This is a genomic window from Citrobacter sp. Cpa228 (genome assembly GCF_030333085.1).
GTDB lineage: Bacteria > Pseudomonadota > Gammaproteobacteria > Enterobacterales > Enterobacteriaceae > Citrobacter > Citrobacter pasteurii.
Genome location: NZ_JAOWGQ010000043.1, coordinates 303,405 through 329,230 on the forward strand (window position 1 = coordinate 303,405; position 25,826 = coordinate 329,230).

A 25,826-nucleotide genomic window follows, 5' to 3' on the forward strand; every position below is an offset into this window, starting at 1 on the left:
CCAAAAAGTGTAGCCAGAAACCGTAGAGCTTACCGCTGATTAATCGCTAAAAAATGTTGCATGGCGCACAGCCTCATTGACGGCCTGCGTCAGGCGGCGCAACTGCTCAGGCTGAATAATGTACGGCGGCATCAGATAGATGAGCTTACCAAACGGTCTTATCCACACGCCCTGATCGACAAAGAACTTCTGTAGTGCTGCCATATTTACCGGCTGGGTGGTTTCGATTACGCCGATGGCGCCAAGCACGCGGACATCGGCGACCCAACGGGAGTCCGCCGCTGGGGCGAGCTCTGCCCACAGCTGCGCTTCAATGGCCGCGACCTGCGAGCGCCATTCATTGGTTTCGAGCAGCGACAGGCTGGCGGAGGCGACGGCGCAGGCCAGTGGATTACCCATGAAAGTTGGGCCGTGCATAAAGCAGCCAGCATCACCGTTGCTGATGGTTTCTGCGACCAGGCGGGTGGTCAGGGTCGCGGAAAGGGTCATTGTCCCGCCGGTTAACGCTTTGCCGAGGCACAAAATATCTGGCGTAATATCGGCGTGTTCACAGGCAAACAGCTTGCCGGTGCGACCAAACCCGGTGGCGATTTCATCGGCAATCAACAGGATACCTTCACGGTCACACATCTTACGAATACGTTTCAGCCATTCGGGGTGATACATACGCATACCGCCAGCGCCTTGTACGATTGGCTCAAGGATCACCGCCGCTATCTCGTGGCGATGCGCGGCCATCAGGCGGGCGAACGGTACCATATCCAGTTCATCCCACTCACCGTTCATACGGCTCTGTGGGGCTGGGGCGAACAGGTTTTCTGGCAGGTAACCCTTCCACAGGCTATGCATTGAGTTGTCGGGATCGCAGACCGACATTGCGCCGAAGGTGTCACCGTGATAGCCGTTACGAAACGTCAGGAAACGCTGACGCGCTTCGCCTTTGGCCTGCCAGTATTGCAGCGCCATTTTCATTGCCACTTCGACGGCAACCGAACCTGAATCCGCGAGAAAAACGCACTCCAGCGCCTCTGGCGTCATCGCCACCAACTGGCGACACAGCGCAATAGCCGGGGCATGGGTAATGCCGCCAAACATCACGTGCGACATGGCATCAATCTGCGTTTTCATCGCGGCGTTCAACTGCGGGTGATTGTAACCGTGGATCGCCGCCCACCAGGATGACATGCCGTCAATCAGTCTTTCACCGTTGGCTAAAATCAGTTCGCAACCTTCGGCGCGTGCTACCGGATAAACCGGCAAAGGGGAGGTCATGGAGGTATATGGATGCCAGATATGGCGTTGGTCAAAAGCAATATCGTCCGTTGTCATAATCGACTTGTAAACCAAATTAAAAAGATTTAGGTTTACGAGTCTACACGAAACTCACAACGAAACGTATATCAATATGGCTCACACTTCTCGCTGGACAATGTCGCAAGTCACCGAATTATTTGAAAAACCCCTGCTGGATCTGCTGTTTGAAGCGCAACAAGTGCACCGTCAGCATTTTGATCCGCGGCAGGTACAGGTGAGTACGCTGCTGTCGATTAAAACCGGTGCCTGTCCGGAAGACTGCAAATACTGCCCGCAAAGTTCCCGCTATAAAACCGGTCTGGAAACCGAGCGTCTGATGGAAGTTGAGCAGGTTCTGGATTCCGCGCGTAAGGCGAAGCAGGCCGGTTCAACGCGGTTTTGCATGGGCGCGGCGTGGAAGAATCCTCACGAACGCGATATGCCTTACCTGGAACAGATGGTTCAGGGCGTAAAAGCGCTGGGGCTGGAAGCGTGTATGACGCTGGGCACGTTGGACGAAACCCAGGCTCAGCGTCTGGCCAATGCGGGTCTGGACTACTACAACCACAACCTCGACACCTCGCCGGAATTTTACGGCAATATCATCACCACCCGTTCGTATCAGGAGCGCCTGGATACGCTGGATAAAGTGCGTGAGGCGGGCATTAAAGTGTGCTCCGGCGGGATTGTGGGGCTGGGGGAAACGGTCACCGATCGCGCGGGTCTGCTGCTGCAACTGGCGAATCTGCCAACCCCGCCGGAAAGCGTCCCCATCAACATGCTGGTGAAAGTAAAAGGCACGCCGCTGGCTGATAACGACGATGTCGATGCGTTTGATTTTATTCGCACTATCGCCGTCGCGCGCATCATGATGCCGACCTCGTATGTGCGTCTTTCCGCCGGGCGCGAGCAGATGAACGAACAAACCCAGGCAATGTGTTTTATGGCTGGGGCCAACTCGATTTTCTATGGTTGCAAACTGCTCACTACACCCAACCCGAACGAAGACAAAGATCTGCTTTTATTCCGCAAACTCGGTCTGAATCCGCAACAAACGGCGGTACTGGCGGGCGATAACGAACAGCAGCAACGCCTGGAGCAGGCGCTGCGTACTCCGGATACCGACGATTACTACAACGCGGCAACCGTATGACCTGGCAACAAAAAATCGACGATGCGCTGGCAGCGCGTTGTGCTGCCGATACCCTGCGTCGTCGCTATGCAGTGACGCAGGGCGCCGGTCGTTGGCTGCAGGCTGATGGTCGCCAGTATCTGAATTTCTCCAGCAACGACTACCTTGGCTTAAGCCACCACCCGCATATTGTGTGTGCGTGGCAGCAGGGGGCAGAACGGTTTGGCGTCGGCAGCGGCGGCTCGGGTCATGTCAGCGGTTATTCGGTTGCGCATCAGGCGCTGGAAGAAGAACTGGCCCACTGGCTGGGCTATTCCCGGGCACTGTTGTTCATCTCCGGTTTTGCCGCTAATCAGGCGGTGATCACCGCGCTGATGGGCAAAGAGGATCGGATTGTTGCCGACCGACTCAGCCATGCGTCGTTGCTGGAAGCGGCCAGTCTGAGTCCCGCCGTGTTACGCCGTTTTACCCATAACGACCCGCAACATTTGGCTCGTCTGCTGTCAGCCCCCTGTCCGGGGCAGCAGCTCGTGGTGACTGAAGGCGTGTTCAGCATGGATGGCGATAGCGCACCGCTGGCGGATATCCATGCCGTAGCGCAACGCCAGGGGGCCTGGTTGCTGGTGGATGATGCCCACGGTATCGGTGTCACTGGTGAAGAAGGTCGCGGATCGTGCTGGCACTCGCAGGTCAAACCTGAACTGCTGGTGGTGACATTTGGTAAGGGATTTGGCGTCAGCGGCGCGGCAATCCTGTGTTCAGACAGCGTGGCTGATTATCTGCTGCAATTTGCCCGTCATCTGATTTACAGCACCAGCATGCCGCCTGCTCAGGCGCAGGCATTGCGTGCCGCGCTGGCAGTGATCCGCAGTCGTGAGGGCGATGAACGCCGGGAAAAACTGGCTATGTTAATCCAACGTTTTCGTGCTGGCCTGGATATTGCGGATTTCACGCTGGCAAACTCAGACAGTGCCATCCAGCCATTGATCGTGGGCGATAACCATAAAGCGCTGCAACTGGCGGAGGCTTTACGCGCTCAAGGTTGTTGGGTGACCGCCATCCGGCCTCCTACGGTACCGGTCGGCACAGCCAGATTGCGGCTGACGCTGACGCAGGCGCATGAATGCCAGGATATCGACTGTTTACTGGAGGTGCTGCATGGCGCAGGTTAATAAACAGGCCATTGCTGCCGCATTTGGACGCGCTGCTTCCCGCTATGAGCAACATGCCGGGCTACAGTGTCAAAGCGCCGACGCCTTGCTGGCGCTACTTGGTGAACGGGATTATGCACGGGTACTGGATGCGGGGTGCGGCCCTGGGCGCATGAGTCGCTACTGGCGTGAGCAGGGAAGCGAAGTCAGCGCACTGGATCTTTCTGAACAAATGCTGGCAGAGGCACAGCGGAAAAATGCTGCCCACCACTATCTGCTGGCGGATATTGAAGCCATCCCACAAAACGCCGCCACCTTTGACCTGGCCTGGAGCAATCTGGCGGTTCAGTGGTGCGATAATTTACGCGGGGCGCTAAACGAGCTTTGCCGGGTTGTGCGCCCCGGAGGCACGGTGGCGTTTAGTACGTTGGCACATGGTTCGATGCCTGAATTACGCCGGGCGTGGCAAGCGGTAGATGACCGGGAGCACACCAACCGTTTCTTGCCCGTGGAGCAACTTGAAAAGGCTCTGCATGGCTGGGACGTTGAGTATCAGCTTCATACGGTGACACTGTGGTTTGATGACGCGTTGAGCGCCATGCGCTCGCTCAAAGGGATCGGTGCGACGCATCTCCATGATGGACGCGAACAGCGCGTACTGACCCGTTCACAGCTGCAGCAGTTACAGTTAGCCTGGCCCTCTGTGCAAGGAAAATACCCGCTGACGTATCAACTTTTTTTAGGAGTAATTCAACGTGACCAGAACGTATTTTGTCACCGGGACGGACACTGAGGTTGGTAAAACAATTGCCAGCTGTGCGCTCCTGCAGGCAGCGGGGCAATTGGGTTATCGAACGGTCGGCTATAAGCCTGTAGCCTCTGGGAGTGAAATGACGGCAGATGGTCTGCGAAACTCTGACGCCCTTGCCCTGCAGCGCAACAGCGCTGTGGCAGTGAATTATACGGCAATCAATCCCTATACCTTTGCCGAGCCCACGTCACCGCATATCATCAGCGCTGATGAAGGGCGACCGATTCTGGCCTCAGTGATGTCTGCTGGTTTACAGGCGCTGCGAATGCAGGCTGACTGGGTGCTGGTGGAGGGCGCTGGCGGTTGGTTTACGCCGCTTTCACCCACGCTGAGTTTTTCTGACTGGGTACAAACAGAACAACTGCCGGTGATTCTGGTGGTTGGCGTCAAGCTTGGCTGCATCAACCATGCCATTCTGACTGCGCAAGCAGTACAACAGGCTGGGTTGACGCTGGCGGGGTGGGTCGCCAATGATGTGGCTCCGCCAGGGAAACGCCATTCTGAATATATGGCAACGCTGAAACGCGCGATTCCGGCCCCGCTGCTGGGGGAGATCCCATGGCTGGAAGACGAGCCAGAACGCGCAACGACAGGGCATTACCTCGACCTTAGCGTTTTGCCTCCGGCGCCATCCAGCCGTTAAGAAACGGGTCGTTGAGCTGCCCCAGTTGTCCCTGGGCCACATTGCGTCCGCGATGTAACAGGCAATAGCAATCAGCGACCCGACGAATAAACGGCAGGCTTTGCTCTGCGAGCATAATGGCGATGCCCAACTCCTGGCTTAGCCTCACAATCAGGTTCCCCAGCTTGTGGATATACGCCTGACCCGTTCCTCGCGTAGGCTCATCGAGGATCAGCAGGCGTGGGCGTGTAACCAGCGCGCTGGCGAGCGCGAGCTGGTGCTGATTATCCTCTGATAAGGCAACCCCTTTGGTCTGACGCAGACTGTATAACTGTGGGAAGAGGCGGTATATATCGCTGCTGTTCATCGTTTCGCTTTCCTCAACCGCCTGGCGCGCAATATGCAGATTTTCCTCGACCGTCAGCTGCGAAAAAATCCGTCTCTGTTGTGAAACGGAGTTAATACCCAGCGCAATGCGATTTGCCGCTGGGATCGGGCTCAGATCGCACGGTGGTGCGCCTGCCTGATGCCAGACCATCGTACCGCTTTCAATAGGCAAATTGCCGATGATGCAATTGGCCAGCGTCGTTTTCCCCATCCCCGGAAGTCCCAGCACACCGGTACACTTGCCGGGCTGCAGGTCGAGATCCACATCCCATAGCGTGTGCTGGTTACCGTAATAGTGATTCACTGCGCGAAGACTCAACATAGATTTTCTCCATCATGAAGTTATCCGCCCGACAGGCCGGGGAGCAGAAGAAAATTGCAAATCTCTTGCCACAAATGGGAAATGCGCGAAAAACAGCGGGATAGCGTGATCCACCGGCAGCGATATCTGGTTTTTAACGATACGGGTTAATTTTGCGCACATTGCCAGTGCCTGGTCGCGTCGGGATGGTGCAGGCAGGTAAATGGTGAAAATGCGAGCAAGATCTCGACCACCTCCAGGGCTTCGTTAGCTGATAAATATAAAAAAATGGCGATAATTTTTTTTTATCCCACTCGAAAAGAGCAAGTCGGTGTTTTTGCCAGGCGGCAGTCAGCACGGGCTGGAGGCAGTTATCCACTATTCCTGTGGATAACCTTGTGTATTAGAGTTAGAAAACACAATGTAAGCGAGAGAAGACGCGGCCTGCGACTAAATTGATGCGAAAGACGGCTCGAGAGAATAGTTATTGAAATACAGAATGTTAGATAAAAGCAATGGCTGTCGCGGAAGTGTCATGCGTTGCCATAAAACTTTCATCTGCCGTCTTGACAAATGTTAAAAAAGTCATTGGTTTGGGGATAACACATTTTTACTGGTGTTTTATCCCGCCAGTGCCAAAATTTTAGCCTGCTCTGACGGGCATTCTGATGGCGTAACAGAAATATTCTGGTGTGTTACTGTTTTTTCATCCAGTATATTTTACTGGCAAAATATACTGCTGCGGGTAAAATTACACACCTGCCCGCCCATTGCTTCAGGTAGCTGCTCATGAGTAAACCGTTCAAACTGAATTCCGCTTTTAAACCCTCTGGCGATCAGCCTGAGGCGATTCGTCGCCTGGAAGAAGGGCTGGAGGATGGTCTGGCGCATCAGACGCTGCTCGGGGTGACGGGGTCGGGGAAGACATTCACTATCGCCAACGTGATTGCGGACTTGCAGCGTCCTACCATGGTGCTGGCTCCCAATAAGACGCTTGCTGCTCAGCTGTACGGTGAGATGAAAGAGTTCTTCCCGGATAACGCAGTGGAATATTTCGTCTCCTACTACGACTATTATCAGCCGGAAGCTTATGTCCCGAGCTCGGATACTTTTATCGAGAAAGATGCGTCGGTAAACGAACACATTGAACAGATGCGCCTGTCGGCGACCAAAGCCCTGCTTGAACGGCGGGATGTGGTGGTGGTGGCCTCGGTTTCCGCGATCTATGGTCTGGGCGATCCGGATCTGTATCTGAAGATGATGTTGCACCTGACGGTGGGGATGATTATCGATCAGCGTGCGATCCTGCGCCGGCTTGCTGAACTGCAATACACGCGTAACGATCAGGCATTCCAGCGCGGGACGTTCCGCGTGCGTGGTGAGGTGATCGATATCTTTCCGGCGGAATCTGACGATATCGCGCTACGCGTCGAGTTGTTTGATGAAGAAGTTGAGCGCTTGTCGCTATTCGACCCGCTAACCGGGCAGGTTGAATCCAGCATTCCGCGCTTTACCATCTACCCTAAAACGCACTATGTCACACCGCGCGAACGCATTGTGCAGGCGATGGAAGAAATTAAAGTCGAGCTGGCGGAGCGCCGCAAAATCCTGCTGGCGAACAACAAGCTGGTGGAAGAACAGCGTTTAAGCCAGCGTACGCAGTTCGATCTGGAAATGATGAACGAGCTGGGTTACTGCTCGGGGATTGAAAACTATTCACGCTATCTGTCCGGACGCGGTCCGGGCGAGCCGCCGCCGACGCTGTTTGATTACCTGCCCGCCGATGGCCTGTTGGTGGTGGATGAATCCCACGTTACGATTCCGCAAATTGGTGGGATGTACCGTGGCGACCGGGCACGAAAAGAGACGCTGGTTGAGTATGGATTCCGTCTGCCGTCGGCGCTGGATAACCGTCCGCTGAAGTTTGAAGAGTTTGAGGCGCTGGCACCGCAAACCATTTATGTCTCAGCGACACCGGGCAATTATGAGCTGGAGAAATCCGGTGAGGATGTGGTCGATCAGGTGGTGCGGCCGACCGGGCTGCTGGACCCGGTCATTGAAGTTCGTCCGGTGGCGACACAGGTTGATGACCTGCTGTCTGAGATCCGCACCCGTGCGGCGATTAACGAACGCGTGCTGGTGACGACACTTACCAAACGCATGGCGGAAGACCTCACCGAATACCTTGAAGAGCACGGCGAGCGGGTGCGCTATCTGCACTCCGACATTGATACCGTGGAACGCATGGAAATCATTCGTGATTTGCGCCTGGGCGAGTTTGACGTGCTGGTGGGTATCAACCTGTTGCGAGAAGGCCTGGACATGCCTGAGGTCTCTCTGGTGGCGATTCTGGATGCAGACAAAGAAGGGTTCCTGCGTTCGGAACGATCGCTTATCCAGACCATCGGTCGAGCGGCGCGTAACATCAACGGTAAAGCGATTCTCTACGGCGATAAAATTACCGCCTCAATGGCCAAAGCGATTGGTGAAACCGAACGCCGTCGTGAGAAACAGCAGCTCTACAACGAAGAGCACGGTATTACGCCGCAAGGGCTGAATAAGAAAGTGGTCGATATTCTGGCGCTGGGTCAGAATATTGCGAAGACCAAGGCGAAAGGCAAAGGGAAGTCACGTGCCGGGGCGAAATCCGAGGTTGTTGAGCTGGACATGACGCCAAAAGCGCTGCAGCAGAAGATTCACGAGTTAGAAGGTCAGATGATGCTGCATGCGCAGAACCTTGAGTTCGAAGAGGCCGCGCAGATCCGTGACCAGTTGCATCAGTTGCGTGAATTGTTTATCGCGGCATCGTAGGTGGGTGCCGGATGCGGGGTAAACCCCTTATCCGGCCTACAAGCGCACCTGTAGGCCTGATAAGCGCAGCGCACCAGGCCGTGTTTGGTGCCGGATGGCGGGGGAGATCCGTTATCCGGCCTACAAGCGCACCTGTAGGCCTGATAAGCGCAGCGCATCAGGCAAATACGTTCAACCTAACGCCTGCACCGCTTTCTCCAGCGCGCTATGCAGCAGTTGACGGTCATGACGGTAGGGAATATCGCTGGCCTCCAGTTCATCCTGAATCACAATGCGGTCGGTCACGGCGGAAACATCGACTTTTGGTCCGACAATCACCGCATCAATCACCTTCTTACCAACATATTGCTCAATGATGGCCAGCTTATCGGCAAGCGTCAGGCTGGCGGCAGGCAGGCTGAGTTCGCGTCCCAGATTGCCGATATAAACCATTGGAGCCGGTGTGCGACGTAACGCCTGTGCCAGTTCGTCGAGCAGCAGGATCGGCATCAGGCTGGTGTAAAAACTGCCTGGCCCAATTAAAATCAAATCTGCTTCAGCGATAGCCTCTACCGCTTCGCGCGTGGTCGGCACTTTTGGTGACAGCATCAGCTCCTGAGGTGGGATGGTGAGCTGATCGATATTCACTTCGCCATACACTTCATGTCCCTGATCGTCGAGCGCCATCAGGTCCACCGGTAGTTCTGACATGGGAATTAAATGTGCATCAACTTTTAGCAGGCTACGAATTAAATTGATGGCTTCTAAAGGCCGCACGCTGAGGTGATCGAGCGCCTTTAACATCAGATTTCCGAGGTTATGGCCGGAAAGTTCGCCATTACCGCCAAAACGATACTCAAACATCGCCGATGCGACGCTTGGTTGGGTAATTAACTGGTTGAGGCAGTTCCGCATGTCTCCCCAGGCAATGCCGCCTTCTGAACGGCGAATTCGCCCCGTGGAGCCGCCGTTATCGGTGGTCGTGACGATGCCCGTCAGGCGTGAACCTAAAGAGGCAAGTGATGACAGAACGCGTCCTAATCCATGCCCTCCGCCGAGAGCGACAACGCGATCCAGATCTGCCAGCGTACGAGTGCGCATAGTTATTCCTGATATCAATTGATCGGCGTTACAGTAACGTAAATAGCGTGTTTTCAGCAATTATCCAGTCGTCATCTGCAGAAAATAATTTTCTGCGATCTACCCCTTTCTGACGACATCGACCTGACAGCAAGATGATGTATATCAATGCAAAACTGTGGTTTTTGCTTATTCTGTAGCGAAAATGCACGATCATGCCGCTATATACATATTTATACAGCGAAAGTGTACATGGCAAAAGCGTCATTTACACGCTAGTATCGGCATAACCACAATGTACTCGAAGTATGACGAGTATAAACACTCTAGCCTCTGCACCTGGGTCAAATGATACGGTGCTTTGGCCGTGACGATACGTGAATACGATTGTCACCAGGGCGCAGGAAGAAATGACTTCGCCTCCCGTATTTGGAAAGGTGTACATGGGCTCTCAACTTACCGATGCATTCGCGCGTAAGTTTTACTACTTACGTTTGTCGATTACCGATGTGTGTAACTTCCGTTGCACCTACTGCCTGCCGGATGGCTATAAGCCCGGCGGGGTCACCAATAACGGCTTTTTAACCGTTGATGAAATTCGTCGCGTCACGCGCGCGTTCGCCAGTCTGGGAACGGAGAAAGTGCGTCTGACGGGGGGCGAACCCTCATTGCGTCGCGACTTTACCGACATTATCGCCGCCGTGCGTGAAAACGACGCCATCCGTCAGATTGCGGTGACCACCAATGGTTATCGTCTGGCGCGCGATGCCGCCGCCTGGCGCGATGCCGGACTGACCGCGCTCAACGTGAGCGTCGACAGCCTGGATGCTCGTCAGTTTCATGCCATTACCGGACAGGACAAGTTTCAACAGGTGATGGCAGGCATTGACGCCGCCTTTGATGCGGGTTTTGAAAAAGTGAAAGTCAACACCGTGCTGATGCGCGACGTAAACCATCATCAGCTGGACACCTTCCTCGCCTGGGTTCAACCGCGTCCGATCCAACTGCGTTTTATTGAACTGATGGAAACGGGCGAGGGCAGCTCGCTCTTCCGTAAACACCATATCTCCGGTCAGGTACTGCGCGATGAACTGCTGCGTCGCGGCTGGATCCATCAGATCCGACAGCGCAGCGACGGCCCGGCTCAGGTTTTTTGCCATCCTGACTATGTCGGCGAAATTGGTCTGATCATGCCTTATGAGAAAGACTTCTGCGCGACCTGCAACCGTCTGCGTGTTTCCTCTGTCGGTAAGCTTCATCTGTGTTTATTCGGTGAAGGTGGCGTAAGCCTGCGTGATTTGCTGGAAGATGACGCTCAGCAGCCAGCGCTGGAAGAACGCATTTCAGCCGCGCTGCAGGAGAAAAAGCAGACCCATTTCTTACATCAGAACAATACCGGTATTACGCAAAACTTATCTTACATTGGCGGCTGATCGCTAAAAGGAGTTTTTCATGAGTCAGGTAAGCGCTGAATTTATCCCGACACGCATTGCTATTCTTACCGTTTCCAGTCGTCGTGGCGAAGAAGATGACACCTCCGGCCATTATCTGCGTGACTCGGCGCAGGAAGCGGGTCATCAAATTGTCGATAAGGCGATTGTCAAAGAGAATCGTTACGCTATCCGCGCCCAGGTTTCAGCCTGGATTGCCAGTGACGACGTACAGGTGGTGCTCATCACCGGCGGTACCGGTTTAACCGAAGGCGATCAGGCTCCGGAAGCGCTGCAACCGCTGTTCGACAGAGAAGTTGAAGGGTTCGGGGAAGTGTTCCGTATGCTCTCCTTTGAGGAGATTGGTACCGCGACGCTGCAATCCCGGGCGATTGCCGGAGTCGCCAATAAAACGCTGATTTTCGCCATGCCGGGGTCGACCAAAGCGTGTCGTACCGCATGGGAAAATATCATTGCGCCGCAGCTTGATGCCCGTACGCGTCCGTGTAATTTCCACCCACATTTGAAGAAATAAGTATGTCGCAACTGACTCATATTAACGCCGCTGGCGAAGCGCATATGGTGGATGTCTCCGCCAAGGCGGAAACCGTACGCGAGGCGCGTGCTGAAGCATTCGTGACCATGCGCAGTGAAACGCTGGCGATGATTATCGATGGTAGTCATCATAAAGGTGATGTTTTCGCTACGGCGCGTATTGCGGGTATTCAGGCCGCCAAACGTACCTGGGATCTTATCCCGCTGTGTCATCCGCTGATGCTCAGCAAGGTGGAAGTCAATCTGCACGCCGAGCCGGAACATAGCCGCGTACGCATTGAAACGCTGTGTCGCCTGACCGGGAAAACCGGTGTCGAAATGGAAGCGTTAACGGCGGCTTCCGTTGCGGCGTTGACCATTTACGACATGTGCAAAGCAGTGCAAAAGGATATGGTGATTGGTCCGGTGCGCCTGCTGGCAAAAAGCGGCGGCAAGTCGGGAGATTTTAAGGTGGATGCGCATGATTAAGGTTCTTTTCTTTGCTCAGGTGCGAGAACTGGTTAACACCGATATGCTAGAGGTGACGGCTGAATTTCCAACGGTAGAAGCACTGCGCCAGCATCTTGCGGCAAAAAGCGATCGTTGGGCGTTGGCGCTGGAAGACGGCAAGCTGCTGGCGGCGGTAAACCAGACGCTGGTCGATTTTGACCATCCCCTTAACGCCGGGGACGAAGTGGCCTTCTTCCCACCGGTAACCGGAGGCTAAGATGGCTGAAACGCGAATTGTTGTTGGCCCTGCGCCGTTTCGCGTCGGGGATGAGTATCCCTGGCTTGCCGAGCGTGATGAAGACGGCGCGGTGGTCACTTTCACCGGTAAAGTCCGCAACCACAATCTCGGTGACAGCGTGCAGGCGTTAACGCTGGAACACTATCCAGGGATGACCGAAAAAGCGCTGGCGGAGATTGTCGACGAAGCGCGTTCGCGCTGGCCGTTGGGTCGTGTGACGGTGATTCATCGCATTGGCGAACTGTGGCCGGGTGACGAAATTGTTTTTGTTGGCGTGACCAGCGCGCATCGCAGCAGCGCGTTTGATGCCGGGCAGTTCATTATGGATTACCTGAAAACTCGCGCGCCATTCTGGAAGCGCGAGGCTACGCCGGAAGGTGAGCGCTGGGTTGATGCCCGCGACAGTGATAAGCTAGCAGCAAAACGCTGGTAGAGTAGTACACTTGTGTTAGGCTCAAACTGATTCAGGAGATTGTCATGGACCGATTCCCACGATCCGATTCTATTGTGCAGGCCCGTTCCGGCCTGCAAACCTACATGGCGCAGGTCTATGGCTGGATGACCTGCGGGCTGTTGCTGACGGCGTTTATCGCCTGGTATGCGGCGAATACGCCTGCGGTGATGATGTTTGTTTTCTCCAGCAAGATCACCTTCTTTGGGCTGATCATTGCGCAACTGGCGCTGGTATTTGTCCTGTCGGGAATGGTGCAAAAGCTCAGTGCTGGAATGGCAACGACGCTGTTCATGCTCTATTCGGCGTTAACCGGGTTGACGCTATCGAGTATTTTTATCGTTTATACCTACTCGTCTATCGCCAGCACCTTCGTGGTTACCGGCGGGATGTTCGGTATCATGAGCCTGTACGGATACACCACTAAACGCGATCTCAGCGGCTTTGGCAACATGCTGTTTATGGCGCTGATCGGTATTGTGCTGGCCTCGTTGGTTAACTTCTGGCTGAAGAGCGAAGCGCTGATGTGGGCGGTGACCTACATTGGGGTGATCGTATTTGTCGGTCTGACCGCCTATGACACGCAAAAGCTGAAAAATATCGGTGAGCAAATTGACCTGCGCGACAGTTCCAACCTGAGGAAATACGCCATTCTTGGGGCGTTAACGCTGTATCTGGATTTCATCAACCTGTTCCTGATGCTACTGCGTATCTTCGGCAATCGTCGTTAATTGTCTGTTGCCGGATGGCGCTGCGCTTATCCGACCTACCGCTTGGTATCGAAAGTAGGCCGGATAAGGCGTTACGCCGCATCCGGCACTATATACACCATCATTTCGCCATCGCCTTCTCGTTTTTACCCGCAGCTTTTTCGTCCGACTTCGCCATCAGGTTTTTCCTCCTGCATCTTCGGTTTGAATGCGATCTTGTGTTTCGATCGCAGGTTGTGCTGGCGGCTCCACTTCAGTCAGGCGCGGAGTGTGTGCCGGTAGCCAGCCGACCAGCGCCGGGAAGTGGCGTAAAAAGTGGAAGGCCAGCACGCTTTTGGTCAGGTTCCACCAGGTGCGTCTGGGTAACATTGATTCATCAACCCGCTGGCAGTCATCTGCAATAATTGGATTCAGGTTGTCGCGCAGGATCTGATTGAAAGCACGGTCATGAATAATGAGATTGGCTTCCAGATTCAGCGACAGGCTCAGTGGGTCGAGATTGCTGGAACCGACCGTTGCCCAGTGGTCATCCATCAGCGCCACTTTGCCGTGCAGAGGCCTACGGCGGTATTCATAAACATGGACGCCGCCTTTAACCAGATAGTTGTACAGCAGGCGGGCACCCACTTTTACAATCGGCATATCCGGTTCACCCTGGACGATGAGTTTTACCCGCACGCCGCGTCGTGCCGCTTTACGCAGGGCATGCAGCAGGCGATAGCCAGGAAAGAAATAGGCATTGGCGATGATCACTTCCCGCCGTGCCTGGGTCAGCATTTTCAGATAGTGGCGTTCAATATCATTACGATGTTCTTCGTTATCGCGCCAGACAAACAGTGCCTGTGCTTCGCCGGGGCGATGATTGTCGATGGCCCGATGATGACGTCGCCACCAGCGTCGTACAACACTCTGTCCGGGCAAGTTTTCCAGCACGAATTTCAGAATGTCAGCAACGACTGGACCTTCAACGCGGACGGCGTAATCCTGCTTGGCCTCCGGGCCGTAATCAGACATATGTTCAGCGGAATAATTGATGCCGCCGACAAAAGCAACGCGATCGTCAATGACCACAATTTTGCGATGCATACGGCGAAAGAGATTAGTGCGCATCCCGAACAGGCGCGGACGTGGATCGTAGTAGCGGAAGACAACGCCGGCTGCGGTCAGCTCCTCAACAAAACGGTCGCTAAGATCCGGTGAACCGTAGCCATCCAGCAGTACTTCAGCTTTTATTCCCCGCCGGGCGGCACCGAGCAACGCGGTATGCAGCTGTTTTCCGACCGCATCTTCAAACCAGATAAAGGTCTCGAGGATAATTTTTTGTTGTGCCTGTTCAATGGCGTCAAAAACGGCGGGATAGTATTGATCGCCGTTTTCCAGCAGTTGAATTTGATTGCCTTCACGCCAGCCATTTTTCATAACTGAATCTCCGCACTCAGGGGAGCATGATCGGACAAATGTCGCCAGTGATGCAGCGCCAGCGTTGTTGGGGTACTGGCATTCGCGTTTTTCACATAGATCCTGTCCAGACGCAGCAGGGGAAACTGCACCGGAAACGTGCGCGCCGGGCTACCGTGGGCGCGGGTAAAAATCTCGTCAAGTCCGGCTCTGGTTTTCAACGGGTGATTGGCCGTTTGCCGCCAGTCGTTGAAATCTCCAGCGATCACCACCGGCTCCGCGTCGGGCAGGGCATTGACCCAGTCAGCCAGCATCGCGAGCTGGGCCTGGCGGTGAGCTTCACGTAAACCGAGATGTACGCACATGACATGAATGGGGTGAGAGAGCATTGGCGGCGCGATACGGCAGTAAAGCACCCCGCGCTTTTCACTCGCGTCGATCGACACATCGCGATTCTCATCATGCTCAATGGGATACCGCGACAGCACCGCATTACCGTGATGCCCCTGCGGGTACACAGCGTTACGCCCGTAGGCGAAGTCGCTCCACATTGTGTCCGCCAGAAATTCGTAATGGGGAGTATCCGGCCAGTTCTCAATGCGCAATGAGTGAGCTTCGTGCGCACCCATCACTTCTTGCAGGCACACAATATCTGCGCCAACTGCCCTGACGGCATCCCGCAGCTCGGGCAAAATAAAGCGTCTGTTAAAGGCGGTGAACCCTTTGTGAGTATTAATGGTGAGCACATTGAATGAAAATTGAACTCCCGATCCGCTCATGAGCCTCCCATTGGCGTCACTTCCTAAATAAAATAGTGTAGTCATCGTCACAAAAAGATGCAGTGTTGCGGAATTTTCCGTAAAGTCCGGTACTCTGAACAATTAGTTGAAAATCCTTCAGGAGAAAAGCCATGAGGTGGCAACAACGTGTTCGTGTCGCAACAGGTCTAAGTTGCTGGCAGATTGTGTTGCATTTACTGGTAGTGGCGTTGCTGGTAATGGGCTGGATGAGCGGCACGCTGGTGCGCGTCGGCCTGGGATTATGCGTCGTTTACGGCGTAACGGTTATCTTAATGCTGGCCTTGCAACGTCACCATGAACAACGCTGGCGCGACGTAGCGGATGTGCTGGAAGAACTCACCACCACGTGGTATTTCGGTGCTGCGATGATCGTGCTGTGGTTACTGTCGCGCGTGCTGCAAAACAACGTCTTGCTGGCACTGGCGGGGCTGGTGATCCTGGCCGGACCCGCCGTGGTCTCGCTGCTGGCGAAAGATAAAAAGCTACATCACCTTACGTCTAAACATCGCATACGCCGCTGAGCCGGTTGTGGCCGCTATCACCAACAGCGGCCACAAACTTTCCCAGACAATCTGCAGACTCGCATCCTTCAGGTAAATCTGTTTCGTAATGTCCGTAAAATGGCGGATTGGGTTTATCCACGTCAGATTCTGCAACCACACCGGCATATTTTCGACCGGCGAGACGTAACCTGAGAGCAAAATCGCCGGCATCATAAACACAAACACGCCGATAAACGCTTGCTGCTGAGTGGCGCACAGCGATGAAATCAGCAGACCAAACCCGACCAACGACAGTCCGTAAATCACCATCGTGAAATAGAACAGCCCCAGTGAACCGGCAAATGGAATGTCATAAGCCCAGATGCCGATCGCCAGCACAATGGTGGCCTGAAAGGTGGCTACAATCAGCGCGGGAACTGCTTTGCCGATGAAAATCTGCCAGGTGGTAAGCGGGGAGACCAGTAGCTGATCCAGCGTGCCTTGTTCGCGCTCACGGGCAACCGACAGCGAGGTGACGATCATTACGCCGATAGTGGTGATCATGGCGATCAGCGACGGCACCACGAACCATTTATAATCCAGATTCGGGTTATACCAGTTACGCACGACCAGCTCGCTGTTGTTCGGTTTCGGCTTGCCGTCCATCAGCTCCAACTGATACGTCTTAACGATCTGCTGCAGGTAATTGGCGGCAATTTGCGCGCTGTTGGAGTTACGCCCGTCGAGGATAATCTGCATGGGAGCCTGCTGGAAGGTGTCCAGGTTGCGCGAAAAATTGGCCGGGAAGCGCACCAGCAGCAAGGCTTTTTGTGTGTCGATAGTCGGCTTAATCTCCTCTGGGCTTTTCAGCAGCAGAACATGCGTAAAGGCACTGGCGCGGGCGAAGCGTTGGGTTAACTCCACCGAATGTTTACCGTTGTCTTCGTTATAGATTGCGATCGTGGCGTTGGTCACTTCCAGCGTCGCCGCAAACGGGAACAGGATCACCTGAATCAGTACCGGTAAAATCAGAATGGCTCGCGTCTGCGGTTCGCGTAACAGCGATTGCAGCTCTTTGCGAATTAACGTCCATAAGCGATGAAACATGCCCGTCCTCTCAGTCCAGTTTGTAGGCCTGATAAGCCAAGCGCATCAGGCATAATGCCGGATGGCGGCGCGAACGCCTTATCCGGCCTACGGCTACAATTATCCATACACATATTTAATCCAGCCGACGTTTGGTTTTAAGCCACGTCAGGCCAATAAACATTACCGCCGAAGCGATTAAAAACAGCACGTTGACAATTAGCACCACAGGAATATTTCCCGCCAGAAACAGGCTTTGCAGGGTGCTGACAAAATAACGCGCCGGAATAATGTAGGTTACCGCCCGGATAATCGCGGGCATGCTGTCTATCTGGAAGATAAAACCTGACAGCATAATCGAGGGCAGGAAAGCGGCGTTCAGCGCGACCTGCGCGGCGTTAAACTGGTTGCGGGTGATAGTCGAAATCAACAGACCCATGCCGAGCGTACTCAGCAGAAACAGACTGGTAATGAAAAACAGGATCAGCAACGAACCGCGATAGGGCACGCCAAGAATAAACACCGACACCAGCATACACAGCAGCATCGCCAGCATGCCCAGAAAGTAATACGGGATCAGTTTGCATAGCAGCAGTTCGACGCGGGTGACTTCCGTAGACAGCAGCGCTTCCATGGTTCCGCGTTCCCATTCACGCGCCACCACTAATGAGGTGAGGATCGCGCCAATGACCGTCATTATGATGGTTACCGCTCCGGGAATAATAAAATGCTGGCTGATGGCCGCCGGGTTAAACCAGTAACGGGTCTGTACGTCGATCAAGGGCTCGAACGATTCCCCACGATCTTCCGCCCGCTGTTGCTGCCAAATCTGCCAGATGCCTTCGACATAACCCTGCACAAAGTTGGCGGTATTGGGTTCACTACCGTCGGTGATCACCTGGATCGGTGCCACGTCGTTTGGTCGCGCCATCTGCTGGGCAAAATCCACCGGGATCACCACCAGCCCGCGAATGCGCCCGGCCTGCATTTTCTCAATCAATTCCTGACGGTTATCGCTGATGGTGGCGTCAATATACGGCGAGCCGGTCATTGTATGGGTAAAATCCAGTGCCTCTTCGCTTTGCTGTTCGAGCAAAATCCCTACCCGTAACTTGCTGGAGTCGAGGTTGATCCCGTAGCCGAAGATAAACAGCAGCAGCAGCGGGATCACCACTGCAATCAGCCAACTGCTGGGATCGCGGACGATTTGGCGGGTCTCTTTCACGCACAGCGCGCGTACGCGACGCCAGGAGAGAGCGGAATTACTCATGTGCGTGCTCCTTATCCCAGTCATTGATTAGCGTGATAAACGCCTGTTCCATCGTCGGATCCGGCGTGTCGTTGTCGGCAGCCTGAGCTTTCAGGTCGTCCGGCGTACCGCTGGCAATTAGTTTGCCGCGATACACCAGCCCGATGCGATCGCAGTACTCCGCCTCATCCATAAAGTGGGTGGTCACCATCACCGTGACGCCTTTTTCCACCATGCTGTTGATATGCAACCAGAACTCACGACGGGTGAGGGGATCGACCCCGGAAGTGGGTTCATCAAGGAACAGAATGTCGGGTTCATGCATCAGCGAGCAGGCCAGCGCCAGACGCTGCTTAAACCCCAGCGGCAGTTCGTCGGTGGCGTGGGAAGCGATACTCTTCAGGCCAAATGCCTCGCTCATACGATCGATTTTCTCTTTCTGCGCCCGACCGCGCAGGCCATAGACGCCGGAGAAAAAGCGCAGATTCTGTTCAACGGTCAGGTTGCCGTACAGCGAGAATTTCTGCGCCATATAGCCCAGATGCTGGCGCGCTTTGCCGGAGCTGACTTTCAGATCCATATCCAGCACCAGCGCTTTGCCGGAGGTGGGAACCAGCAGGCCGCACATCATTTTAAAGGTCGTAGATTTACCCGCGCCGTTAGGCCCTAGCAGGCCAAAAATCTCGCCGCGCTGAACGGCAAAGTCTACGTGGTCAGTCGCGGCAAAATCGCCAAATTTCTTGGTTAGTGCTTTGGCTTCGATCACCGTTTCACCTGGCGTTCCTTCCACGGTATGCAGGATCGCGCCCAGCGGGGACTCCGATGTTCCGGCACCACCCAGTAAATCAATGAAGGCATCCTCGAAGCGGGGAGTCGTTTCGCTGATGTTAATCTCTGGCATGCCGTCTGCCCGACGAATATCGTCCGCAGTGGCTGCTTTTTTCAGGATTAAACGGACGGATTTCCCCTGAATCATCCCATCGCTCACCTGCGGCAGTTTTAAGGCGCGTTGCAGCAGCCGGCGGTTATTTTCCTGCGGACTGCTCATCAGGAAGCTGCGACCCGCCATGGTTTGCGTCAGTTGAGTGGGATCGCCCTGGTACAACAGTTCCCCTTCGTTCATCAGCAACACATCGCGGCACTGCTCTGCCTCATCCAGATACGAAGTGCTCCAGAGGATCAACATGCCATCCCCCGCCAGTTCGTGCACCATTTGCCACAGTTCGCGACGGGAGATGGGGTCGACACCGACACCCGGTTCATCCAGCAGCAACACTTTGGGTTCGCCGACCAGCGTACAGGCCAGCCCGAGCTTCTGTTTCATGCCGCCGGAAAGTTTGCCGGCCAGTCGTCCGGTAAATGGCCCCAGCGAGGTAAACTCCAGTAACCGGGCAAAGGTTTTTTCTCGCGCTTCACCGGTGACGCTGCGTAAATCAGCATAGAGATTGAGGTTCTCCATGACGGTCAAATCTTCATACAGACCAAATTTCTGCGGCATATAGCCCAGCACCGCATGCAGCGCGCTGTCGTCCTTGATGGGATCGAAGCCAATTACTGCAGCACTTCCGGCATCGGGTTTTAACAATCCCGCCAGCATGCGCATCAACGTGGTTTTCCCCGCGCCGTCCGGCCCGACAAGTCCGGTCACGTAGCCTGCATGTACGGTGCAGTCGAGCGGGGCAACGGCCGGTTTTTCCATTCCGGTAAAGTTTTTTGTCAGCCCTTTGAGCGTAATGACGGCATCATTCATGCCGTGCCTCGTCACTGAATTTGATCGTTACCGGCATTCCCTGGCGCAGCGCATCGTCCGCGTCGGTCACCACAATACGCAGGCGATACACCAGATCGGTGCGCAGGTCAGGAGTCTCAACCGTTTTCGGCGTAAACTCGGCAGTAGGCGACACGAAGCCGATTTTGCCGTGATACGGTTTGTCCGGACGGCCATCGGTGTAGAGCAGGATTTCACGTCCCGGCTGCGCCTGGCTCAGATTCCGCTCATCTACGTAGGCGTGAACCCAAACCGGACGCGTAAGCGACAGCGTCAACACCGTGCCGCCTTCGTTCAGCATGCTGCCTGGCTCTACCGCACGGGTGAGTAGCGTGCCGTCAGACGGGGAGATTAGCGTGGTGTCATGTAAATTGAGTTCTGCCTGCGCAAGCTGGGCCTGAGCTTGTTCGAGCGTGGCTTTCGCCTGTTCGATGTCCTGCACACGATTACCGCTGCGATATTGGGTGAGTTTGTCCTGTGCGGATTTCAACGAGGCTTGCGCCTGATCGCGTGATGAACGGGCGTTTTCCAGGTCGTTAGCGGAGATAGTGCGGCTTTTCCACAATCCTACCTGTCGATTATAAAAGTTCTGTGCGTAATCATAGGCGGCCTGCGCCTGTTTGACGGCCGCTGCCGCTTGGGCGATCTCTTCAGCGCGATACCCGGCCAGCATCAGATCGTATTGCGCCTGCGCGGCGGCAACATTGGCTTTCGCCTGCATTAACGCGTTTTCATACGGGGCGTGATCCAGTTCACCCAGCACCTGACCGGCTGTAATAGCATCGCCTTCGTCAACCGCCAGTGAGGCCAGCCTGCCGCCAACGCGAAAACTCAGGTTGACGCTACGGATATCGACATTGCCGTACAACGTCAGGCCGTTATCTTGTCGACTTTGGTACCACCACGTTCCACCGGCAATCACGGCAACGAGGGCCGCGATAACCAGCCCGAGCACGACAGGTTTTTTCATGACTCCAGACTCCTTTGCGTTAAGCCTTGTAGGATAAGATCGATGTGACAGGTGATCGTTTGGTCAATCAGCGCGGTTTTATCTTCATCAAATTGTGACCAACCCGTACGCAACAGAATGGTTTCTTTCCCCAGACGAAAGGCCAGCACCTCGCCGAGTATGGCGTGGGTATGCAGAATCATTTGGGTATCATTGGCATCGCCGCCGGTATAAGCAGCAATCAGGCGCGTTAAGTGTGTATGCAGCGGATTGATAACCTGGTCGTGCACCAGTTGATAAGCCGCGGTGGGTGAAAGCTGTTCACGCGAGATAAATTTGCTCAGGTTTACGGTGTCGTCCTGGGTGAGCAACATGATCATATTTTTGCAGGCGCGCAGGATTAATTCGCGCATCGCGCCACGATCCGGCTCTGGCTGGGCAAACAGACGCTCGGCTTCTTCAGCGTGTGGGCGAAACTTTGAGCCGATAAAATCCGCAATCCACTGGGCGCAGGCGAGATATAAATCCTCTTTTGAGCCAAAATAGTAGGTGATAGCCGCGATATTTTGCCCGGCCTGTGCGGCGATATCGCGCGTTGTGGCGTGCAGACCATACTCGCCAAACTGCGCCAGCGCGGCGGCAATGAGCTGATTTTTCGCCTGTTCACCTTTGGTTGTCATGGTGGGTGTATTCATGGCACGACTCTGATCTTAATCAATCGATTGATTAAGATTATGACTGATGTGCAACCTTGTCCAGTCCGGACCGTTATTTTCCTTCGCAGGGATAATTTATGCGGCACATCACAAAAACTGCTACACTCCGCCCCTTCATGACATTGTGGTTTTTGTCATCTCTATTGTATGTATCTCCCTGAAAACGACACCGGTAACGGTCAGGGCGGTTCGGAGTTGTTATGTCTTTTGATTCCCTTGGTTTAAACCCTGAAATTTTACGTGCCGTTGCCGAACAGGGTTACCGTGAACCTACCCCTATTCAGCAGCAGGCGATCCCTGCCGTGCTGGAAGGCCGCGATCTGATGGCCAGCGCCCAGACCGGTACGGGGAAAACGGCAGGTTTTACCCTGCCGTTGTTGCAGCACCTGATTACCCATCAGCCGCATGGTAAAAGCCGTCGCCCGGTGCGTGCGCTGATCCTCACGCCAACCCGCGAACTGGCGGCTCAGATTGGCGAAAACGTACGTGATTACAGTAAGTATCTGAACATCCGCTCGCTGGTGGTGTTCGGCGGCGTCAGTATCAACCCGCAGATGATGAAACTGCGCGGCGGCGTGGATGTGCTGATTGCCACGCCTGGTCGTTTGCTCGATCTGGAACACCAGAATGCGGTGAAACTGGATCAGGTTGAGATCCTGGTACTGGATGAAGCTGACCGCATGCTGGATATGGGTTTTATTCACGACATTCGTCGCGTTCTGGCGAAGCTGCCGGCAAAACGCCAGAACCTGTTGTTCTCAGCAACGTTCTCTGACGATATTAAGTCGCTGGCCGAAAAGCTGCTGCACAATCCGCTGGAAATCGAAGTGGCGCGTCGTAATACCGCGTCAGAGCAGGTGACTCAGCACGTTCATTTCGTGGATAAAAAACGTAAACGTGAGCTGTTGTCGCAGATGATAGGTCAAGGCAACTGGCAGCAGGTGCTGGTGTTTACCCGTACCAAACACGGTGCGAATCATCTGGCTGAACAGCTGAATAAAGACGGTATCCGCAGCGCGGCGATCCACGGTAACAAATCTCAGGGAGCGCGTACCCGCGCGCTGGCCGATTTTAAATCCGGTGATATTCGCGTGCTGGTGGCGACGGATATTGCCGCGCGTGGCCTGGACATTGAAGAGTTGCCGCACGTGGTGAACTACGAGCTGCCAAACGTCCCGGAAGATTATGTGCACCGTATTGGTCGTACCGGGCGTGCCGCCGCTACCGGCGAAGCGTTGTCTCTGGTGTGCGTCGATGAACACAAGTTGTTGCGTGACATCGAGAAGCTGCTGAAAAAAGAGATCCCGCGTATTACAACGCCAGGCTACGAGCCGGACCCCTCCATCAAAGCCGAGCCGATCCAGAACGGTCGCCAGCAGCGTGGTGGTGGCGGTGGCGGTCGCGGTCAGGGTGGCGCAGGGCGTGGTCAGCAGCCGCGTCGTCAGGATGGCGGTGCGCCAAAAGCGAAACCGCGTAGCGGCGAAGGCAAACCGGCAGGCGATAAGCCTCGTCCACCGCGCCGTCCGCGCAAACCGTCTTCCGCCCAGTAATTCACCTTGCTGTCTGGCAGTATAAACACGCTATCCGGTCTACACAGGGTGTAGGCCGGACAGCTCAATCACTCCCCCGAACTTTGCGATTTCAGCACGATCGAGCAGGTATATCGTCCTGCCGGGTGAATCGAAATCGTTGTCTCAAATACTTTCCCGTCCCTGTCCAGATAACGACGCACAATTCTCATTGCTGGCGAATCAGGCGCTACGTTAAGGATCTTTGCCACCTTTTTGGGCACACCGACAGCCGTAATAGTCTGATGCACCTCATGGCTTTTGATGCCGTAATGAGTTTCGATCAAATCGCTGATTAATGAGTGTGGATCGTCACGGATGTAGGTGCGCAGCTTGGCGTAATCCGTGCTGGCATAGCTGTCCGTCCAGCAGATTGGCGCGTCGGGGTTTTGCGCATCTTCGCGAGTGCTGGCAATGTGCAGCCAGCGGGAACCTGGCGGGCAGCCAATCATCTGGGACAACTCGATGTCTGCCACAATCTCATCGATTTTCTTGATGACGCGCAGATTGTTTTTGGCCAGCAGCAACAGATCCTCAAGATGCGATAGCGGGTGATTGACACCGTTAGTCTTAGGTTCGCAAACGCGAGTTCCCGCGCCTTTACGCCGTGAAATCAGCCCCTGTTCTGTTAATTCCCTTAACGCCTCACGCATGGTGTGGCGGCTGACCTGCCATGTTTCGCACAGTTCCATTTCCGTTGGAAACAGCGAGCCGGGGGCAAAGGTCCCCACCGAAATTTGCTGCGCCAGTTCACGTGCTATTCGCTTGTACAGAGATTCTTTCATCGCGGTTTCATCAAAATATTAGTGATCTTTATCACGAAAATTTGTACGGACTATTCCCTACATTTCTTATGAATACTATAAATGTCCGTACATTCAAATGTACGGACATTTTATTATGTCTGGACATTGTGGCGGTGTTTGAATATCTAACAAACCACCGTAAACACGCATCTTATCACTATCAGATTTTCCAGGGGGATTTATGGCTTCGAATGTACTTGATTCTGTTCTGTTCAGGGATTCTTTCGGCACACCAGCGATGCGCGCGGTGTTTGACGATCGCGAGCTGGTACGCAAATACGTGGAAGTGGAAGTGGCATTAGCCAAAGCCCAGGCACGCTGCGGTGTGATACCCGAGGCTGCGGCGCAGGAAATTGCTGAAAAATGTAATGCCGATACGCTCGATTTTGATTTATTACGCCATGAAACCGAAATCGTGGGTTATCCGATCCTACCGCTGGTGCACCAGATTTCTAAACAGGCTGGCGAGTCCGGCGGCTATGTGCACTGGGGCGCAACCACGCAGGACATCATGGACACCGCGGTAGTTCTGCAAATTCGTGATGCATTCGCGTTAATTGAAACCGATATGGACAAGCTTCGTGCGACGCTGGCCGATCTCTCACGCCGTTACCGTGATACGCCGATGGCCGGGAGAACCCATTTGCAGCAGGCTCTGCCCGTAACCTTTGGTTATAAAACAGCCATCTGGCTGGATATGTTTGAACGTCACGCGGAACGTCTGACTCAGGCGCGTCCTCGTGTATTGGTCGGCGAATTTGCGGGTGCAGCCGGTACGCTGGCATCGCTGGGGGATAAAGGGCTGGCGGTACAAAAAGCGATGATGGAAGAACTTGGGCTGAATGTCCCTACGTCCACATGGCATGTTGCGCGTGATGGTTTTGCCGAAGCGGTGAATCTGTTAGCGGTGATTACCGGGTCGCTGGGCAAGATTGCCTACGACGTAATGCTGCTGGCAGCAAACGAGTTTGGTGAGTTGTATGAGCCGTTTGTTAAAGGGCGCGGCGCCAGCAGTACTATGCCGCAGAAACGCAACCCTATTTCCAGCGAGTTAATGCTGGCCTGTGCCAAAGGCGTTCGCCAACAGGCAGGGCTGATGCTTGATGCAATGGTGCAGGATCTGGAGCGCGCAACCGGGCCGTGGCATGCCGAATGGATTGCTATCCCGGAAAGTTTCGTCCTCAGCGCCGGGGCATTGCATCAGGCTAACTTTATGCTGGCGGGGCTGGTGGTTGATGAAGCGGCGATGAAACGTAACCTCGGCATGACCAACGGACTGATTGTGGCTGAAGCGGTCATGATGGGACTGGCGCCGTATATCGGTCGTCAGGATGCGCATGACGTCGTGTACGACGCCTGTCGTATCGTCAATGAACAAGGGGGACGACTGGCGGATGTGCTGAATGCGATGCCATCTGTCTCGGAACGACTTGACCCGCAGTTGATTGAAGAACTGACCGACCCGGCAAATTACCTTGGAATGGCGCCAGCAATGGTGGATCAGGTATTAGCGAGATATATGTCGCGGAAATGAACGCTCTTGGGCTAACGGAATAAGGATATT

The 25,826-nt window shown here is 54.6% G+C and carries 25 protein-coding genes and 1 riboswitch; of the genes, 14 read left to right on the plus strand and 11 right to left on the minus strand.

The window, feature by feature from the left end:
* Nucleotides 1–39: 39 nt before the first annotated feature.
* Nucleotides 40–1,329, minus strand: a complete 1,290-nt coding sequence (gene bioA, locus OGX91_RS10740) for an adenosylmethionine--8-amino-7-oxononanoate transaminase (RefSeq protein WP_182290748.1) — start codon at nt 1,327–1,329, stop codon at nt 40–42.
* Nucleotides 1,330–1,405: 76 nt separating this feature from the next.
* Here bioA and bioB point away from each other — a divergent pair, with 76 nt between their 5' ends.
* Genes bioB through bioD form a run of 4 tightly spaced genes read left to right on the plus strand, consistent with a single transcriptional unit; the run spans nt 1,406 to nt 5,030 of the window.
* Nucleotides 1,406–2,446 (plus strand): biotin synthase BioB, encoded by a 1,041-nt coding sequence (gene bioB / locus OGX91_RS10745; protein ID WP_005123757.1) that lies wholly within the window; start codon nt 1,406–1,408, stop codon nt 2,444–2,446.
* The gene (gene bioF, locus OGX91_RS10750) at nt 2,443–3,597 is read left to right on the plus strand and encodes an 8-amino-7-oxononanoate synthase (protein WP_286626214.1); all 1,155 of its coding nucleotides are present in this window, start codon (nt 2,443–2,445) and stop codon (nt 3,595–3,597) included. The genes bioB and bioF overlap by 4 nt, the downstream gene beginning before the upstream one ends.
* Nucleotides 3,584–4,369: a malonyl-ACP O-methyltransferase BioC gene (bioC, locus tag OGX91_RS10755; protein WP_005123754.1), complete on the plus strand. Its 786-nt coding sequence runs from the start codon at nt 3,584–3,586 to the stop codon at nt 4,367–4,369. Before bioF ends, bioC begins: the two co-directional genes overlap by 14 nt.
* The gene (bioD, locus tag OGX91_RS10760) at nt 4,332–5,030 is read left to right on the plus strand and encodes a dethiobiotin synthase (protein ID WP_155020839.1); all 699 of its coding nucleotides are present in this window, start codon (nt 4,332–4,334) and stop codon (nt 5,028–5,030) included. The genes bioC and bioD overlap by 38 nt, the downstream gene beginning before the upstream one ends.
* Here bioD and OGX91_RS10765 read toward each other — a convergent pair.
* Nucleotides 4,996–5,718: an ABC transporter ATP-binding protein gene (locus OGX91_RS10765; RefSeq protein WP_005123752.1), complete on the minus strand. Its 723-nt coding sequence runs from the start codon at nt 5,716–5,718 to the stop codon at nt 4,996–4,998. The genes bioD and OGX91_RS10765 overlap by 35 nt on opposite strands.
* Nucleotides 5,719–6,486: 768 nt before the next feature.
* On the opposite strand from OGX91_RS10765, the gene uvrB reads away from it, so the two are divergent.
* A complete protein-coding gene (gene uvrB, locus OGX91_RS10770) occupies nt 6,487–8,508 on the plus strand; it encodes an excinuclease ABC subunit UvrB (protein ID WP_199947310.1) in 2,022 nt (673 codons plus the stop codon).
* Nucleotides 8,509–8,679: 171 nt separating this feature from the next.
* On the opposite strand, the gene yvcK is transcribed toward uvrB, so the two are convergent.
* Nucleotides 8,680–9,588, minus strand: a complete 909-nt coding sequence (yvcK, locus tag OGX91_RS10775; protein WP_286626216.1) for a uridine diphosphate-N-acetylglucosamine-binding protein YvcK — start codon at nt 9,586–9,588, stop codon at nt 8,680–8,682.
* 289 nt (nt 9,589–9,877) lie between these two features.
* Nucleotides 9,878–10,023: riboswitch (molybdenum cofactor riboswitch) on the plus strand.
* On the opposite strand from yvcK, the gene moaA reads away from it, so the two are divergent.
* From moaA to OGX91_RS10805, 6 genes are all read left to right on the plus strand, one after another.
* Nucleotides 10,011–11,000, plus strand: a complete 990-nt coding sequence (moaA, locus tag OGX91_RS10780) for a GTP 3',8-cyclase MoaA (RefSeq protein WP_005123741.1) — start codon at nt 10,011–10,013, stop codon at nt 10,998–11,000. (Overlaps the previous riboswitch by 13 nt.)
* Before the next feature lie 19 nt (nt 11,001–11,019).
* Nucleotides 11,020–11,532: a molybdenum cofactor biosynthesis protein B gene (gene moaB, locus OGX91_RS10785; RefSeq protein ID WP_043015676.1), complete on the plus strand. Its 513-nt coding sequence runs from the start codon at nt 11,020–11,022 to the stop codon at nt 11,530–11,532.
* Nucleotides 11,533–11,534: 2 nt separating this feature from the next.
* A complete protein-coding gene (gene moaC, locus OGX91_RS10790) occupies nt 11,535–12,020 on the plus strand; it encodes a cyclic pyranopterin monophosphate synthase MoaC (RefSeq protein ID WP_040230419.1) in 486 nt (161 codons plus the stop codon).
* The gene (gene moaD, locus OGX91_RS10795; RefSeq protein WP_005123735.1) at nt 12,013–12,258 is read left to right on the plus strand and encodes a molybdopterin synthase sulfur carrier subunit; all 246 of its coding nucleotides are present in this window, start codon (nt 12,013–12,015) and stop codon (nt 12,256–12,258) included. Before moaC ends, moaD begins: the two co-directional genes overlap by 8 nt.
* A 1-nt stretch (nt 12,259) precedes the next feature.
* Nucleotides 12,260–12,712 (plus strand): molybdopterin synthase catalytic subunit MoaE, encoded by a 453-nt coding sequence (gene moaE / locus OGX91_RS10800; protein ID WP_005123732.1) that lies wholly within the window; start codon nt 12,260–12,262, stop codon nt 12,710–12,712.
* Between the two features lie 44 nt (nt 12,713–12,756).
* Nucleotides 12,757–13,461 carry a Bax inhibitor-1/YccA family protein gene (locus OGX91_RS10805; RefSeq protein WP_040230421.1) on the plus strand — a complete coding sequence of 235 codons (705 nt, stop codon included), beginning with the start codon at nt 12,757–12,759 and terminating at the stop codon, nt 13,459–13,461.
* Between the two features lie 156 nt (nt 13,462–13,617).
* Here the strand turns inward: OGX91_RS10805 and clsB are convergent, their stop codons facing one another.
* Both clsB and OGX91_RS10815 read right to left on the minus strand, forming a co-directional pair.
* Nucleotides 13,618–14,859, minus strand: coding sequence for a cardiolipin synthase ClsB (gene clsB / locus OGX91_RS10810; RefSeq protein ID WP_005123729.1), 1,242 nt, complete (start codon nt 14,857–14,859; stop codon nt 13,618–13,620).
* Nucleotides 14,856–15,617 (minus strand): endonuclease/exonuclease/phosphatase family protein, encoded by a 762-nt coding sequence (locus OGX91_RS10815; protein WP_040230424.1) that lies wholly within the window; start codon nt 15,615–15,617, stop codon nt 14,856–14,858. The genes clsB and OGX91_RS10815 overlap by 4 nt, the downstream gene beginning before the upstream one ends.
* A gap of 131 nt (nt 15,618–15,748) precedes the next feature.
* On the opposite strand from OGX91_RS10815, the gene OGX91_RS10820 reads away from it, so the two are divergent.
* On the plus strand, nt 15,749–16,159 hold the full coding sequence (locus tag OGX91_RS10820) for a YbhQ family protein (RefSeq protein ID WP_040230425.1): 411 nt from the start codon (nt 15,749–15,751) through the stop codon (nt 16,157–16,159).
* Here OGX91_RS10820 and OGX91_RS10825 read toward each other — a convergent pair.
* The 5 genes from OGX91_RS10825 to cecR form a co-directional block, all read right to left on the minus strand.
* Nucleotides 16,121–17,227, minus strand: a complete 1,107-nt coding sequence (locus OGX91_RS10825; RefSeq protein WP_005123723.1) for an ABC transporter permease — start codon at nt 17,225–17,227, stop codon at nt 16,121–16,123. The two genes, OGX91_RS10820 and OGX91_RS10825, sit on opposite strands and share 39 nt — an antisense overlap.
* A gap of 115 nt (nt 17,228–17,342) precedes the next feature.
* Entirely contained in the window at nt 17,343–18,476 is a 1,134-nt protein-coding gene (locus OGX91_RS10830) for an ABC transporter permease (protein WP_182290743.1), read from the minus strand.
* Nucleotides 18,469–20,205, minus strand: coding sequence for an ATP-binding cassette domain-containing protein (locus tag OGX91_RS10835; protein WP_040230427.1), 1,737 nt, complete (start codon nt 20,203–20,205; stop codon nt 18,469–18,471). Before OGX91_RS10835 ends, OGX91_RS10830 begins: the two co-directional genes overlap by 8 nt.
* Nucleotides 20,198–21,193 (minus strand): secretion protein HlyD, encoded by a 996-nt coding sequence (hlyD, locus tag OGX91_RS10840; protein ID WP_286626220.1) that lies wholly within the window; start codon nt 21,191–21,193, stop codon nt 20,198–20,200. Before hlyD ends, OGX91_RS10835 begins: the two co-directional genes overlap by 8 nt.
* Complete coding sequence (cecR, locus tag OGX91_RS10845; RefSeq protein WP_040230429.1) at nt 21,190–21,867, minus strand: transcriptional regulator CecR; 678 nt, start codon at nt 21,865–21,867, stop codon at nt 21,190–21,192. Before cecR ends, hlyD begins: the two co-directional genes overlap by 4 nt.
* A 221-nt stretch (nt 21,868–22,088) precedes the next feature.
* On the opposite strand from cecR, the gene rhlE reads away from it, so the two are divergent.
* Complete coding sequence (gene rhlE / locus OGX91_RS10850) at nt 22,089–23,438, plus strand: ATP-dependent RNA helicase RhlE (RefSeq protein WP_188231816.1); 1,350 nt, start codon at nt 22,089–22,091, stop codon at nt 23,436–23,438.
* A 68-nt stretch (nt 23,439–23,506) separates the two neighbouring features.
* Here the strand turns inward: rhlE and OGX91_RS10855 are convergent, their stop codons facing one another.
* Nucleotides 23,507–24,241, minus strand: coding sequence for a GntR family transcriptional regulator (locus OGX91_RS10855; protein WP_005123711.1), 735 nt, complete (start codon nt 24,239–24,241; stop codon nt 23,507–23,509).
* Nucleotides 24,242–24,443: 202 nt separating this feature from the next.
* Between OGX91_RS10855 and OGX91_RS10860 the strand changes: the two genes are divergently transcribed.
* Entirely contained in the window at nt 24,444–25,796 is a 1,353-nt protein-coding gene (locus tag OGX91_RS10860; RefSeq protein ID WP_005123710.1) for a class-II fumarase/aspartase family protein, read from the plus strand.
* Nucleotides 25,797–25,826 lie beyond the last annotated feature (30 nt).